Source organism: Microbacterium gallinarum, assembly GCF_014837165.1.
GTDB classification, from domain to species: domain Bacteria; phylum Actinomycetota; class Actinomycetes; order Actinomycetales; family Microbacteriaceae; genus Microbacterium; species Microbacterium gallinarum.
Genome location: NZ_JACSPM010000006.1, coordinates 57546 through 72970, shown reverse-complemented (window position 1 = coordinate 72970; position 15425 = coordinate 57546). Strand labels below are relative to the sequence as shown.

General features: G+C 71.6%; 10 protein-coding genes. 7 read left to right on the top strand and 3 right to left on the bottom strand.

What is annotated here, in order from left to right:
* The first annotated feature begins 7 nt into the window (after positions 1-7).
* The 7 genes from H9622_RS14530 to H9622_RS14500 all read left to right on the top strand — a co-directional run bounded on the left by H9622_RS14530 (position 8) and on the right by H9622_RS14500 (position 11913).
* Positions 8-2689: an FtsX-like permease family protein gene (locus H9622_RS14530; RefSeq protein WP_191767140.1), complete on the top strand. Its 2682-nt coding sequence runs from the start codon at positions 8-10 to the stop codon at positions 2687-2689.
* Entirely contained in the window at positions 2686-5409 is a 2724-nt protein-coding gene (locus H9622_RS16130; RefSeq protein ID WP_191767139.1) for an FtsX-like permease family protein, read from the top strand. The genes H9622_RS14530 and H9622_RS16130 overlap by 4 nt, the downstream gene beginning before the upstream one ends.
* Positions 5409-6371: an ABC transporter ATP-binding protein gene (locus tag H9622_RS14520; RefSeq protein ID WP_191767138.1), complete on the top strand. Its 963-nt coding sequence runs from the start codon at positions 5409-5411 to the stop codon at positions 6369-6371. Before H9622_RS16130 ends, H9622_RS14520 begins: the two co-directional genes overlap by 1 nt.
* A complete protein-coding gene (locus H9622_RS14515) occupies positions 6368-7069 on the top strand; it encodes an ABC transporter ATP-binding protein (RefSeq protein ID WP_191767137.1) in 702 nt (233 codons plus the stop codon). The genes H9622_RS14520 and H9622_RS14515 overlap by 4 nt, the downstream gene beginning before the upstream one ends.
* Before the next feature lie 107 nt (positions 7070-7176).
* Positions 7177-8703 (top strand): ATP-dependent DNA ligase, encoded by a 1527-nt coding sequence (locus H9622_RS14510; protein WP_191767136.1) that lies wholly within the window; start codon positions 7177-7179, stop codon positions 8701-8703.
* 256 nt (positions 8704-8959) lie between these two features.
* Positions 8960-11143, top strand: coding sequence for an HYR domain-containing protein (locus H9622_RS14505; protein ID WP_191767135.1), 2184 nt, complete (start codon positions 8960-8962; stop codon positions 11141-11143).
* 77 nt (positions 11144-11220) lie between these two features.
* Complete coding sequence (locus tag H9622_RS14500) at positions 11221-11913, top strand: NAD-dependent deacylase (protein ID WP_191767134.1); 693 nt, start codon at positions 11221-11223, stop codon at positions 11911-11913.
* A gap of 71 nt (positions 11914-11984) precedes the next feature.
* Here the strand turns inward: H9622_RS14500 and H9622_RS14495 are convergent, their stop codons facing one another.
* The 3 genes from H9622_RS14495 to H9622_RS14485 all read right to left on the bottom strand — a co-directional run bounded on the left by H9622_RS14495 (position 11985) and on the right by H9622_RS14485 (position 15236).
* Entirely contained in the window at positions 11985-13256 is a 1272-nt protein-coding gene (locus tag H9622_RS14495; protein ID WP_191767133.1) for a sugar ABC transporter permease, read from the bottom strand.
* On the bottom strand, positions 13253-14062 hold the full coding sequence (locus H9622_RS14490; RefSeq protein WP_191767132.1) for an ATP-binding cassette domain-containing protein: 810 nt from the start codon (positions 14060-14062) through the stop codon (positions 13253-13255). The genes H9622_RS14495 and H9622_RS14490 overlap by 4 nt, the downstream gene beginning before the upstream one ends.
* Positions 14063-14150: 88 nt before the next feature.
* A complete protein-coding gene (locus tag H9622_RS14485) occupies positions 14151-15236 on the bottom strand; it encodes a sugar ABC transporter substrate-binding protein (protein ID WP_191767131.1) in 1086 nt (361 codons plus the stop codon).
* Positions 15237-15425 lie beyond the last annotated feature (189 nt).

The following is a 15425-nucleotide window of genomic DNA, read 5'->3' as shown; positions in this document are numbered from 1 at the left end:
CGGCCGCGTGATCGGAGGACTCCGCTTCGCCCTCGCCAGGGCGCGCGCCGCAGCGACCCCGCTCCTCACCCTCGGGGTGGTCTCCGCTCTCGCCGCGCTGCTCCTCGTGGCCGTCGCCGGCCTCATCGGCACCGTCGAGACCCGCGAGGCGCGCTCCGCCCTCGCCGCGGCGACAGGTGATCGCGGTCGCATCGTCCTGACCCTCGACGCCGGGGTCTCGGCCGACGAGGCCGCCGACGCCGCCGCGGACTCGGTCGCGGACGCGGGTGCCGCCGGAGCCCTCGCGATCGCAGCCGACGACGGCGCCGTCGTGCTCACGCCCGACCTCGACAGGATCACCGGGGCGCAGGCCGTCGGACTCGTCGACGGGCTCGCCGGTCTGCGCGACGCCGTCGAGGAGGCGACCGGCGACCGTCCTCAGGAGTCGGGCGGCCTGCGCGACACACTCGCCGAGCTCAGCGACGGCCTCGAGGCCCGCCGCGGGCCGACGGCGGTCGCGCTCGGTCTGCTCGGTCTGCTGACGGCCGTCGTCGTCGGCGCCGTCGCGCTCGAGTCGGTGCGCGCGCGCGAGTCCGAGACGCGGCTGCTGCGCGCGCGCGGCGCGCGCCGGCGCGACCTCGTGTGGCTGGCTGCGCTCGAGTCGGTGATCGTCGCCGTGGTGGGCGGCCTGGCCGGCGCCTTCCTCGGCGTGCTCGTGGCGGGAGTGTGGGGCGCCGCGCCCGCGAGCCCGCTCATGCCCCCGGTCGTCGCAGCGGGCATCGCGGCGGTGGTCGCGACCGTCGTGGCCGTGGCCACGGCACGCGGCGCCGAGCGCGGATCGGCCAGGGCCCGCGCCGTGGCCGACATCGGACTCATCGTGCTCTTGGCGGTCGTCACCGCCCTCGCGGTCTGGCAGTTCGTGCAGTCCGGAACCCCCGTCGTCGAGCGGGGCGACGGCGGCTCGACCCTCGATCCGCTCGTGGCCGTCGCTCCCGCACTCGCTCTCGGACTCGCCGCGCTGATCGCCGTGGCCCTCGCGACGCCCATCGCACGGGCGATAGGCGCGGCCTTCGCGCCCGGTCGGTCCGTATCGCCGGCCACCCCGCTGCGGCTCGCGTCGCGCCGCCCGGCACGCCACGCCCTGTCGATCACGGTCGTCGCGTTCGCGATCGGCACGATCACGGTGGCAGGCGCCTACCAGGCCAGCCTCACCGCCCTCGGGGACGCCCCCGAGGCGCTGCGGGTCGGCGCGGACCTGAAGGTCGGCACGATCCCCGAGGACGTCGCCGCGGCGGATGTCGCGGCCGTCGGCGCACCCGATGCGGCGATGCTCGCGCGCCCGATGAGCGCGCAGGGCGCCGATCAGCGCATCCCCATCCTCGCCGTCCAGGCGCCACAGCTCGGTGCGGTCATGCTCGACGCGGATGGGACGATCGATCCGGCCGCACTCGGCGCGGAGCTCACGCTCCCCGAGACGAGCGCGGCGCTCGAGGGCGACGCGTTCTCCCTCACTCTCGTGGCACCCCCGGGGGAGCCGGTCGAGTTCGACGGAGAGTTCATCCCCCAGGGATCTCCGGCGTTCAACGGCCGGGCGACCGTGGTCTCCTCAGCGGGAGCCGTCGCGACATTCGGCTTCAGCAACGCCGATCTCTCGGTGATCGAGGACGACGACGGCAACACGTTCACCGACCTCGACGTGCGCGACGAGGAGACTTTCACTTTCGAGCTGCCCTCGGACGACGAGTGGTCGCTCGCAGCTCTGGCGATCGCCTACCACCCGCTCGGCCACGTGCCGGGCGGGGGCGAGATCGCCGAGGTCACGAGCGGTGGGGTCGACGTCGATCTGACGGAGTTCCGTCCGGCGGCGGGCACGCCCGGAGTCGTCGAGGTCACCGATGCCGGCATCGCGTTCGCACCGGAGGCGAGCGAGGGTCAGCCCTACAGCCAGGCGGTGGCCGCCGGCATCCCGACCGCGGTTCCGACGGTCATCACCGCGCAGCTCGCCGCCTCGCTGAGCCTCGAGGTGGGCGACTCGATCGCGCTCGAGGTGATCAAGCCCGAATTCGAGGCGGACTTCGAGATCGTCGACGTGATCCCGGTTCTGCCCGGATCGACCACCGGCGAGGGGATGCTCGTCGACCTCGGCACGATCTCGACGGCCAGCCCGTTCGACGTCGTGCCGACCCAGGTGTGGCTGTCCACCGATGACCCCGGGGCGACCGCGGCGGCCGTCTCGGAGGAGTTCCCGCAGACGGTGACGATCGTGGCCGATCCGCGGTCGGCCGAGAACGCGGCAGGCACGGCTGCGGCGTTCTTCCTCGCCGCCGCGGGCGCGGTCGTGCTCGCCGTCGTCGTGCTGGTGCTGCGACGCACCCGCAGCCGCGCCGATTCGCGCGAGCTCGCCCTCTTCGCCGTGATGGGCCTGGGTCGTCGCCGTGCCTCGCGGCTGCGCGCGCAGGAGGACCTGTTCGCGGTGGCGATGGGCGCCGTGGGCGGTATCGCGGCCGGCGCGGCCACGGCATGGCTCATCGTGGCGCCGCTCGTGCGCGCGGCGTACGGCAGCGTGCCGGAGTCCTATCCCATCGTTCTGCGCGCCGACCCGCTGGTGCTCGTCCTGGCGATCCTCGCCGCCGTCGCCGTCTTCGCCGTCATCGTCGCGACAGTGCAGGCCCCCGCCCGCCTCGCGCCGCTCATGAGGGAGGACGAGTGACCAGGTCGCCCGGTCTGTCCGCCCTCACCCGCCGCCGCTTCGCGACGCCTCGCAGCGCCGCGCTCGTCATCATCGCGCTCACCGCCTTCGCGGCCTTCGTGATCGCGGCCGCCCCGCGCGCCCTCGTCGGAGTCGTCCGTGCCGAGGTCGCACACCAGGTCTCCGATATGCCGGCGATCTCGCGCGACCTGTCGGCGAGCCTCATCGGCTCACCCGCCCTCGGCCCGGCGAACGATCCCGAGGTCACCGGGGGCTGGGACGAGGGTGCGGAGAACGTGTTCGGCGCGGTCGGCCGGCTGCTCGCCGACAACCGGGCGTCGCTCGAGCCGGCCCTCGCACCGCTCGTCGGCGAGGCGCAGTTCGCCGCGTACGCGCAGGATCTGCGCGTCGATCCCGAGAACCTTCCTCCGCAGGCGCCCATCTCGATCGTGCAGCTCTTCGCCGAGCCGGCGATGCAGTCGAGCGTCGAGCTCGTCGACGGCGCCTGGCCCCGGCCGTGGAGCGGCACGGGGCCCGTGGAGATCGTGTTGAGCGATGCCGCGGCCGCCACGATGCAGTGGCCGATCGGCGAAGTGCGCAGCGCACCGCCGTCGACCCGGGTCACGTCGGTGGAGGACTGGCTCGAGGGAGCGGTCGAGATCCAGCTCGTGGGAACCGTCGGGGCGATCGATCCCGAGGCCGATCGATGGGCTCACCTGCCCACTTCGCTCACCGCCACCGTGTTCGACGACGGCAACCGGCGCCCCACCGCCACGTCGGTCGCCTGGGTGCATCCGGAGTCGTGGGCTCAGATCGTCCCGGCCCTGCGCGCGGAGCTTCAGGCGTGGTACCCGGTGGACGGCGGCGCGGCACTCGGAGCCGAGCCGGTCGAGCTCCTCTCCGCGCTGCGTGCGGCGACGTCGACGAGCGTCCCCGTCGACGAGACGGGTCAGCTGCGAGTGCGCTTCCAGAGCGAGATCGTCGACGTGCTGTCGACCGCGCTCTCCCGCGCGAACTCCGCGAGCGCGATCCTCGCCGTTGCGGCGGTCGGCCCGCTCGCGGTGAGCGTCTCGCTGGTCGTCCTCGCCGCCGCCCTCATGATCCGCCGCCGCCGGGCGGATCTGTCGCTCATGTCCGCCCGCGGCGCGCCGCTGGGCCGGCTGCGTCGACTGCTGTTCGGCGAGGGTCTCATCCTCGGCATCCCCGCTGCGATCCTCGCGGCGGTCGTCGCGATCGCCGTCACACCCAATGACGCCGGGCCGGTGCCGACGCTCCTCGCGGTCGCGGTCGGCGTCGTGCCGGGTGTCGCGCTCGCCTTCACCCTTCGCCCCGCGCTGCTCGAGCGCGGACGCGCCGACCTCGACGCCCCGGTGCGCAGCAAGGCGGTGCGGATCGTCGAGGCGGTCGTGCTGCTGCTCGCCGCCGTTGCCGTCGTGCAGCTGTTCCTGCGCGGGATCGGATCGGCCACCGACGGGATCGATCCGCTCGTCGTCGCGGCGCCGCTGCTGGCCACGGTCGCCGTGGCGCTCATCGTCGTCCGGCTTCATCCGATCCCGATCGCCGCAGCCCTCCGGGTCGCGCGCCGCGGCCGGGGCGTCGTCGGCCTCGTCGGGGCGGCGCGCAACCTGCGCGACTCCGCGGCGGGCACGACGGCCGTCCTCGCGATGCTCGTCGCCGTCGCCATCGCCGTGTTCTCGTCGCTCGTGCTCGCCACCGTCGACCGCGGTGCGGTCGTGGCCGCGCAGCGTGACGTCGGCGGCGACATCCGACTCGCCGGCCCGTATTTCGACGACGACATGATCGACTCCATGCGCGCGGTGGAGGGGGTCGACGATGCCGTCGGCGTGCTGCGTGGCGACTACGTCACCGTTGCGGGCCCGGGCGGTCGTGAGAGCGTGCAGGTCACGGTGTCCGATGTCGACACGCTCGCCGCCGTGCAACGCGGCATGGTCGGGGCGCTGCCCGCCGGACTCATCACGCCCGGATCCGACCCCGTGCAGATCGTACAGTCGAGCGTGCTCGCGGCCGACCTGGGGGAGGGGCAGACCACCTTCGTGACCTCGCCGGTCGACGTCGTCGGAACGCTCGACCGCGTGCTCGGCGTCACCGGGTCCGAGAAGTTCGTGCTGATGGATCGGGCCGACTACGCAGCCCTCACCGGGTTCGGGTTCTTCCCGCGCACGGTGATGATCGACATCGCATCAGGAGCGGATGCCGCGGCCATCGCCGACGAGCTCGGCGACCTCGTCGGCTCGGCCCACTCGACGCGGATCCTCGAGGAGTCGACGGCCGAGATCCAGGCATCCCCGGCGGTCTCGGCCCTGCGGTTCGTGCTGCTGTCGGCGCTCGCCGTCGCCGTCGCGCTGTCGGTCGTCGCGCTCCTCCTCGTCGCGGGAGTCTCGCGCGATGCGCGCTCGCGCGTGATCGCCCTGTTGCGCAGCATGGGTCTCGACCGGGCCCGATCCCGCGGCGTCGTCGCGTGGGAGTTCGTACCGCTCGGCGTCACCGCGCTCGTGGGCGGCGTGGCGCTCGGCGCCGTGCTGCCGCTGCTCGTCGTGACCTCGATCGACCTGCGGCCGTTCACCGGCGGCGGCGGTCAGCCGAGCATCGCCGTCGACCCCGCCCTGAGCGGCACCCTCATCGCCGTCGTGGTGGTCGCGCTCGCCCTCGCCGTCGTCGGCGGCGTGGCCAGCGCCCGCACGACGTCGATGGCGACCGTGCTCCGAACCGAGGAGGACTGATGACCGAACCCGACATCGTGTGCGAAGGACTCGTGAGGATCTTCGCCGTCGCCGACATCGAGGTGCAGGCGCTGCAGGGCCTCGACCTGGTGATCGACCGCGGTGAGCTCGTCGCCCTCGTCGGCGCGTCCGGCTCGGGGAAGTCGACGCTGCTGTCGATCCTCTCCGCGCTCGACGCTCCCACTGCCGGCTCCGCGCGCGTGGCCGGGCGCGACCTGCCGTCGCTCTCGGCGCGCGACCGCGTGACGTACCGGCGCGAGGTGGTCGGCTTCGTGTGGCAGCAGACCGCACGCAACCTGCTGCCCTACCTGTCCGCCCGCGAGAATGTGCAGCTCGCGCGGGCGATCGGCGGCGATCGCAAACATCCCGAGCGCGCGACCGAGCTGCTCGAGCTCGCCGGCGTGGCCGACGTCGCCGAGCGGCGTCCCGCCGAGCTGTCGGGTGGTCAGCAGCAGCGCGTCGCGATCGCCGTCGCTCTGGCCAACGACCCGCGCGTGCTCCTCGCCGACGAGCCGACCGGCGACCTGGACGAGCATGCGTCGGCGGAGGTGCTGTCGACGTTCGAGACGGTCAACCGCGAGCTCGGAACGACCGCACTCATCGTGACGCACGATCCGGCTGTCTCGGAGCACGTGCAGCGCACGGTGCAGATCCGCGACGGCCGCACCTCCACCGAGGTGCTGCGGTGGACGCACACCGACGACGAGGGTCGCGAGCACGACATGGCCGAGGAGTTCGTCGTGCTCGACAAGGTCGGGCGGCTGCAGCTGCCGACCGAGTACATGCATCAGCTGTCGCTGCGCGAGCGGGTGCGCCTCAAGCTCAATCCCGACCACGTGGGCGTGTGGCCTGGCGACGGTCGGCAGACCCCACCCGCAGCGACTCCGGCGCCCGCTGACGGCGAGGCGCCCGCGACGCGACGGAGTCGTCGCGAGGGATCACACCAGGAGGAGGGATCATGAGCGAGCCCGTGCTCGAGGCATCCGATCTGTCGGTCGTCCACCGCACCCCCGCCGGCGACGTGCACGCGCTGTCCGACGCGTCGCTCGAACTGCACCCCGGTGAGCTCGTCGTGCTCGTGGGACCATCGGGGGCAGGCAAGACGACCCTGCTCCACGTCCTGGGCGGGATCCAGCCGCCGACAACCGGCCGGGTGCGGGTCGGCGACGTCGTGCTCACGGAGGCGCCCGAGAAGCAGGTCGACGCGGTGCGGCGCGACGACATCGGCTACGTCTTCCAGTCCTTCGGGCTGATCGGCGCGCTGTCGGCCGAAGAGAACGTCGAGCTGCCGATGCGCATCCGGGGCACGGAGCCGGCAGAGCGGTCGGAGCGCGTCACGCGGCTGCTCGAGCGCGTCGGCCTGGCCGATCACGCCAAGCAGCGACCGGCGGAGCTCTCGGGCGGTCAGCAGCAGCGCGTCGGCATCGCGCGCGCCCTGGCCGGCTCTCCGCGCATCGTGCTCGCGGACGAGCCCACCGGTCAGCTCGATTCGCACACCGCGGCGACGATGATCGACCTCATCGCCTCGATCGCGCACGAGGACGGCGTCGCTGTGCTCCTGTCGACCCACGACCCGTCGATCATGCTCCGCGCCGACCGCGTTCTCGAGCTGCACGACGGCGTGCTGCGCGCGGGAGTGGTGCCGGCCGCGGTCGTCTAGGCCGGATCGCCCGGGTCCAGGCACCGCGTAGGCGGGGGCTCCTAGCGGGTCGGCCGCGGGTGCGCCAGGGCGTCCGCCGTGTCGCGACCGGGTGCGAGAATTCCCGCATGCTGCTCACCGAGGTCGTCGTCGCGACCGAAGCCGTCGCCGCGACGTCATCGCGCCTTGCGAAGATCGCCGCGCTCGCCGACGTGCTCCGCGGCCTCGCCGCCGACGAGGTGGCGCCGGCGATCGGGTTCCTCACCGCGAGCCCGCGCCAGGGCCGCCTCGGCGTCGGGTGGCGCAGTCTGTCGGCGCTCGAGACGCCGCACGCCGTCGAGCCGTCGCTCACGGTCCTCGACGTCGACGCAGCGCTCGATCGCCTCGCGGTCACCGACGGACCGGGGTCGGTCGCCGCACGTCGCACCGAGCTCACCGCGCTCAGCGAGCGCGCGACGGCGGCCGAGTGGGACTTCATCGCCCGGGTGACGCTCGGCGAACTCCGCACCGGCGCGCTCGAGGGCGTGCTGCTCGACGCGGTCGCGAAGGCATCGGGGAAGGATGCCGCGGCCGTGCGCCGCGCGGCGATGCTGTCGGGCGATCTCGGGGCCACCGCCGAGCTCGCCCTGACGGGGTCGGCCGAGGAACTCGAGGCCGTCGGGCTGCAGGTCGGGCGTCCGGTGATGCCGATGCTCGCCTCGACCGCGGGATCGGCGGGCGAGGCGATCGGGGCGCTCGGGGGAGCGGCATCCGTCGAGTACAAGCTCGACGGCGCGCGGATTCAGGTGCACCGCGACGGCGACGACGTGCGCGTCTACACCCGCAGCCTCGCCGACATCACCCATCGCGTGCCCGAGATCGTCGACGCCGTGCGCGAGCTGCCCGCCGAGCGCATGATCCTCGACGGCGAGACGCTGTCGCTCGACGAGGACGGCGGCCCGCGCCCCTTCCAAGACACGATGGCACGGTTCGGCTCCGAAAGCAGCGCCGCGGTCGTGCTGCGGCCCTGGTTCTTCGACATTCTTCACGTCGACGGGCGCGACCTGCTCGACGAGCCGCTCGCCACGCGGCTCGACGTCCTCGAGCGGGTGGCCGGGCCGTCGCGCATGCCGGGCATCGTCACCGACGACCCCGCCCGTGCTGAGGAGTTCTCGCGCGAGGCGCTCGCCGCGGGGCACGAGGGCGTGATGGTCAAGGGCATCGACTCTGCCTACGCGGCGGGGCGCCGCGGGAAGAGCTGGCTCAAGGTCAAGCCCGTGCTCACGTTCGATCTCGTCGTGCTCGCGGTGGAGTGGGGCTCGGGCCGGCGCACCGGCCAGCTGTCGAACCTGCATCTGGGCGCGAGGGATCCCGAGGGCGCCTACGGCGAGCCCGGTGGCTTCGTCATGGTCGGCAAGACGTTCAAAGGCCTCACCGACGCGCTCCTGCGCTGGCAGACCGAGCACTTCCCGACGATAGAGACGCATCGGTCCGCGTACGCCGTGCACGTGCGGCCCGAAACCGTCGTCGAGATCGCGATCGACGGTGTGCAGCGATCGACGAGATATCCGGGGGGAGTCGCCCTGCGCTTCGCGCGGGTGAAGGGCTATCGGCCCGACAAGGGTCCCGGCGAAGCCGACACGATCGCATCGCTGCGCGCACTCCTGCGCGGCTGAGCCGATGCTGAGCCGACCTTGAGCGCACGCTGAGGCAGACGGACTGGTCGGCGCTGAATCGCCCATGCCACGATGTGCGTTGGGACCGAGTGCGCGCGAACACGCGCCGCCGGTGGGGAGAATGGGGATTCACATGGCGCGTTCTCGTGCGCTCAAAAACATGGTCGCGTTCGGCGTGGCCTGTCTGCTCGTCGCGGGAGGTGGTTCCGCGGCTTTCGCGGATCAGCTCGCGATCGATGGTGACGGATTGTCGCCCGTGCAAGCCGGAGCCGCATCCGTCGAGGCCTGTACCGACAAGCCCGTGGAGTTCACGGTGCTGATCGCGGCGCGGCGCAACGGCAATCCGAACGCCAACGCCAACAACGGCGTCTTCGCCAACGGCTCCACGGTGACGGTCGGGTTCGTGTCGGCGACGGAGGGGATGGCTGCCACGCTGGCGGACACGACTATCACGCTCGAGCCAGAATGGCAGGGGAGCGCGTCCGACAACACGCAGAACGACTTGAGCGACGAGACGCTGGCCGCAGTCGTGACACTGCCGGCCAAGTCCTTGGGCGGATCGGGCAGCGTGACGTTCTCGTACAGCGGCGTCAACAACGCCGGCGGGCCGGTCTCGGGCACTAATGCCGTCGCGGTCACGTGGACGACCGCGCCGTGCATCACGGACGCCACCCCTCCGCAGCTCCAGTTGCCCGGCCCGATCACGGCGGAGGCGACGAGCGCGGCAGGAGCACTCGTCACCTACTCGGCCGCGGCCACCGATGACACGGCACCCGCCGCGCCTGCGGTGACGTGCGCGCCCGCGTCAGGCGCGACCTTCCCGCTCGGGACGACCACCGTGGCGTGCTCTGCGACCGACACCGCCGGCAACACCGGCGCGGGGTCGTTCACCGTCACGGTGCAGGACACCACGGCTCCCGTCGTCGGCTCGATGAGCAACCTGGGGTTCGAGGCATCCGGCCCGCTCACGACTGTGACATGGACCGACCCGACCGCGACCGACGCGGTGTCGGGGTCGCCGGCGGTCAGCTGCTCACCCCCGTCGGGTACGGGCTTTCCCGTGGGGGAGACCACCGTCACGTGCAGCGCGAGCGATGCTGCGGGCAACACGGGCTCACGCTCGTTCATGGTGACCATCGCCGACACCGGCGCACCGGTACTCGTCGTGCCGGAGGACATCACGGCCGAGGCGACCGGCCCGGCAGGTGCCGTCGTCGTGTTCGACGCCTCCGCGTTCGACCTCGTCGACGGCGACGTGGCGGTGAACTGCTCGCGCCAGTCTGGCGACGTCTTCCCGCTCGGAATCACGCCGGTGACGTGCTCGGCGATCGACAGCCGCGGAAACCTGGCCGACGATTCGTTCGACGTCACCGTCCACGACACCACGGCTCCGGCCGTTTCCGTGCCTGCGAGCTTCATCGTCGAGGCGGCTGGGCCGTCCGGCGCGGCTGCGGTCTATGCGGCCACCGCCGCGGATGCCGTGGACGGCGAGATCGCCGCGACGTGCGTGCCGGGCTCGGGCACGACGCTGCCCCTGGGCATCAACACCATCACGTGCTCGGCCACCGACGCCGCGGGCAACACCGGGTCGAACTCGTTCACGGTGACCGTGGTCGACACGACGCCGCCGGCGATCGAGGTTCCCGCCGCCATCACGGCTGAGGCCACCGGACCTGCCGGCGCGGGGATCTCGTACTCGGTCACGGCAACCGACCTGGTCGACGGCCCGGTCGACGTCACGTGCGAGCCGGTCTCGGGTTCGACCTTCGCGCTCGGCGGCCACCAGGTCGACTGCACGGCGATCGACGCAGCGGGCAACGAGGGCTCGGCCTCGTTCGCGGTTACCGTCGTCGACACGACGCCGCCGGCGATCACGTGGGTGGGCGGCCCTGCCAGCGGCGGCACGTACATCTTCGGATCGGTGCCGGCCCCCGGCTCGTGCAACGCGTTCGACCTCGTGGCAGGCCCGGTCGCGTGCGAGGTGACCGGCTACGGCACATCCGTCGGGGCGCACACGCTCACCGCGACGACCGACGAGGACCCGTCGGGCAACTCGGCGACCGAGACCCGGTCGTACTCGGTGTCGGCATGGACCCTGCGGGGCTTCTTCCAGCCGGTCGACATGAACGGCGTCTGGAACAGCGTCAAGGGCGGCTCCACCGTGCCCCTGAAGTTCGAGGTGTTCGCCGGAGCGACCGAGCTCGTCGGCACCTCGGCGGTCCTCTCTTTCACGCAGAAGGAGGTGTCGTGCCAGAGCGGCTCGACGGTCCTCGATGAGATCGAGGTCACGACCACCGGCGGTACGACGCTCCGCTACGACACGACGGGCGGGCAGTTCATCCAGAACTGGCAGAGCCCCAAGAAGCCCGGCGCCTGCTACGTGGTCACGATGACCACGCAGGACGGCTCGAAGCTCACCGCGTCGTTCAAGCTGAAGTAAGCCACCCGGCAGCGGAAGGCCCGGACCGCTCTGTTGGTCCGGGTCTTTCGCGTGCCCCGGCCGGGCACACTGGATCCATGCGCATCGTGGTCCTCACCGGCGCCGGGATCTCGGCCGAGAGCGGCGTGCCCACCTTCCGCGACGCCGACGGGCTGTGGGAGGGCCACCTGATCGAGGACGTCGCGACGCCGGAGGCCTTCGAGCGCGACCCCGACACCGTCCAGGCGTTCTACGACGCGCGGCGGCGCGCCGTGGCATCCGTCCACCCCAACGCCGCCCACGACGCGCTCGCCCGCCTCGAACTCGCGCTGGGGGAGCAGCTCCTGGTCGTCACGCAGAACGTCGACGACCTCCACGAGCGGGCGGGCACGCGCAACCTCGTGCACATGCACGGGGAGCTGCGGCGCGCCCTGTGCCTGGCCTGCGGTGCGCGGCCGGTGTGGGACGCGGACCTTGTGTGGCGACCGCCGTGCCCGGTCTGCGGTGAGCGGATGCTGCGCCCCGACGTCGTCTGGTTCGGCGAGGTGCCATACGAGCTCGACCGCATCGAGCAGGCCGTCGTGGCATGCGACGTCTTCGCCTCGATCGGCACCTCGGGCGCCGTGTATCCCGCGGCCGGGTACGTCGCGCTCGCGTCGGCGTTCGGAGCACGCACCGTCGAGCTGAACCTCGTCGCCAGCGACGCGGTCGTGCCGTTCGATGACGCCCGCGCGGGCCGCGCGGGCGACCTCGTGCCGGCGTGGGTGGACGAGATCATCGCCGCGTCCTGACACGGCCCCCCGGGACGACGAAAGGCGCCGGGGCGGATGCCGCGCCCGGCGCCTTCCGACGGTGAGACCCGCTAGGTGCGCGCGCCGTTGCCGCGCAGGCGGGACACGGCGTCGACGGTGGCTGCGAGGATCAGCACGCCACCCGTGACGAGCAGGTTGACGCCCGCGGGCAGGTTCAGCAGTGCCAGGCCGTTCGTGATGGTCGCGATCACGAGCGCACCGATGGCGGCGTGCATCAGGCGGCCCTTGCCTCCGAAGAGGCTCACGCCGCCGACCACGGCCGCCGCAACGCCGCTCAGCACGATGTCGCGACCGACCGTGGCGTCGACCGTTCCCACGCGCGAGACGCTGAGCAGAGCCGAGAAGACCGCCAGGCTGGAGCAGATCACGAACGCCCACCACTTGATCCAGCGGACCTTGACACCCGACCGGCGTGCAGCCTCGGCGTTGCCGCCGATCGCGTAGATGTAGCGGCCGAACTTCGTCCGGTCCAGTACGAACGTGCCGACCCAGAGGATCACGAGCACGATCGGCACGACGTTGGGCACTCCCTGCACCGCGTTGACGGACTGGCCGCGGTCCTGGTTCAGGATGTACACGACGGTGCCGCCGAGCACCGCGATGACGGCGAGCTTGATGAACACCAGCGAGATCGCCCGATTCGGCACGCCGGCGCGGGCGCGGCGCGCGCGATCCCAGAACGACGTCGCGGCCGAGATGATCAGCATGATCGCGAGCATCGCCCAGCCGCCCCACACCGGGAGGTTGCCGTTCTGCAGAGCGATGAGTTCGGGCACCTCCACCCGGAACAGACCGCCCGGGCCGATGATCACGAGCGCCAGTCCCTGCAGACCCAGGAACAGGCCCAACGTGACGACGAATGACGGGATCCCGACTCTCGCCACGAAGAACCCGATGAAGGCACCGATCAGGAAGCCGAACCCGAAGCCCAGAAGCAGCGCCAGGGGCCACGGGACGTCGAACTGCGAGTTCAGCACGACGAACAGGGCCATCCCGACTCCGCCGGTGACACCCGCCGAGAGGTCGATCTCGCCGAGCAGCAGCACGAAGACGAGTGCCATGCCCAGCACGACCAGCGTCGCCGCCTGATTCAGGAGGTTGGCGAAGTTGCGCTCGGTGAGGAAGAACGGGCTCAGCGCCGTGAACAGGATGCCGAGGACGACGAGACCGCCGATGGCGGGCAGCGCGCCCATGTCGCCGCTGCGCACGCGCTGCCACCAGGCTCGTGCCTGGTCCACCACGCCGCCCTCGACGCCGCTGCCGATCAGGTCGCTCGCGAGCGGGTCGGGAGCGGCCTCCGTGCGTGTCGCATTGCTGCTCATAGCGCCCCCTCCTCGGTGCGAAGCGTGGACGTGTCGACGATGCTGACGCCGCCCAGGGTCTTGGTGCCGGTGATGTACCCGACGACGTCGTCGCGGGTGGTCTCGCTCACCGGGATCTGCGCCACCATCTGGCCCAGATACAGGACGGCGATGTCATCGGCCACCTCGAACACGTCGGCGAGGTTGTGGCTGATGAGGATCACCGCGACCCCCTGTTCGCTGAGCCGCTTGACCAGGTTCAGCACCTGCTCCGTCTGGGCCACGCCGAGGGCGGCCGTCGGCTCGTCGAGGATGACGACCCGCGCCTTCTTCAGCACCGCCCGCGCGATCGCGACGGTCTGCCGCTGTCCGCCCGAGAGGCTCGACACCTTCTGGCGCACCGACTTCACCGTGCGCACCGACAGCGAGCGCAGCGTGTCGGACGCCTCCTTCTCCATGCGCCCCTCGTCGAACGTGCCGATCGAGGTCTCCTCGCGGCCCAGGAACATGTTCTGGACGATGTCGAGGTTGTCGCACAGGGCGAGATCCTGGTAGACGACCTCGATCCCGAGGCCCGAGGCATCCCTCGGGGCGTGGAGGTCGCGGTGGGCACCGTCGATGAGGACTTCGCCCTCGTCGTACGGCTGCACCCCGGCCAGCCCCTTGATGAGTGTGGACTTGCCGGCGCCGTTGTCGCCGACCAAGGCGGTCACCTTGCCTGGGTACACCTTGAGGTCGACGCCCTTGAGGACGCTGACGGGGCCGAACGATTTCTTGACGCCGACCAATTCGATGATCGGCTCTGTGGCTGTGATCGTGTCTGACATACTCGCTTCCTTGCAGAGTGTCGGTGCGAGCGCGCAAGGGCGTCGCGTCCGTGATGACGCGACGCCCTCGCGGCTCTTGCCCGACAGATTACTCGGCGGTGACCCCGAACTCCTCGCACGCGGCCATGACTTCCGGCGTGCACACGTCGTCGTAGGCGGCGTCGCCTGCGGCGATGACGTCCTTGACCTCGTTCGGACCGACGAGCACCGGCGTCACCTGGATGTACGGCGTGCCGTCCTCCAGTTCGGCGTCGGTCTCGACGGTCTCTCCGTTGAGCAGGGCGATGGCGGTGTCGACGGCGGCGCTGGCCTCGTCGGCGACCGGCTTGTAGACCGTGGCGGTCTGCCAGCCGAGCAGGATGTTCTGCAGACCCGCGACGTTCGCGTCCTGACCCGACACGGCGACGCCCTCGAGGTTGTTGTCCTGCAGCACCTTGATGACACCGGCGGCGTTGGTGTCGTTGGCGGCCCACACGCCGTCGACCTGGCCGTTCAGGCTGGTGAGGGCCTGCTCGAAGTTGGTCTGCGACTTCGCCTGGTCCCACGCCCCCGGCGGCTCGGCCGCCGGCTCGATTCCCGCGGCCTCCATGACCTCGACGGCTCCGTCGTGGAACATCTTCGCGTTGCCGTCGGTGGGGTCGCCGCCGATGTACACGACGGTCGCCGCGGCCGGGTCCACGCCAGCGGCTTCCAGGCCGTTGAGGACCGTCTGCCCCTGGAGGCGGCCGACCTCGACGTTGTCGAACGACACGTAGTAGTCCGCGCCGGCGAAGGGGCGGTCGTAGGCGATCACCGGGATGCCCTCGGCCTTGGCCTTGGTGGCCACAGCCTCAGCCGCGCCCTGGTAGTCGACGAGCAGCATGACGCCGCAGCCCTGAGTGAGCTGCTGGTCCGCGATGGTCGCGAACTTGGCGACGTCGCCCTGGGCGTTCTGGATGTCGACCTCGAAGCCCGCGCCTTCCAGACCCTCCTGGAGGTACTTGCGGTCGAAGTTCTCCCAGCGGGGCGAGGACGCCGCGTCGGGAAGGATCACACACGCGCGACCGCCGGTGGCCTCGCCGCCGTCGTCGCCGCCGTCGGTCGGGGTCCCACCGGAGCCGCCGGCACAGCCCGCGAGCATCACCGCGGCGGCGCCCGTGAGGGCGGCCACGGTGAGGAGTGAAGACTTCTTCATCATTCGCCTTTCGTCATTGAAGTGCGCGAGCCCCAGGATCGTCCCTGACGCACTTCGCGCTTGAAGCGATCCTTTCGAGGAGGGTTCTTGGCGTCAAGTCTTGAACGTAACGCTTTGGCAACGCCGTCCGTTCGACCGTTCGAGAAAGCGTTCACCCACCCTCGGATCGAAAAGTTTCGTGCACAATGC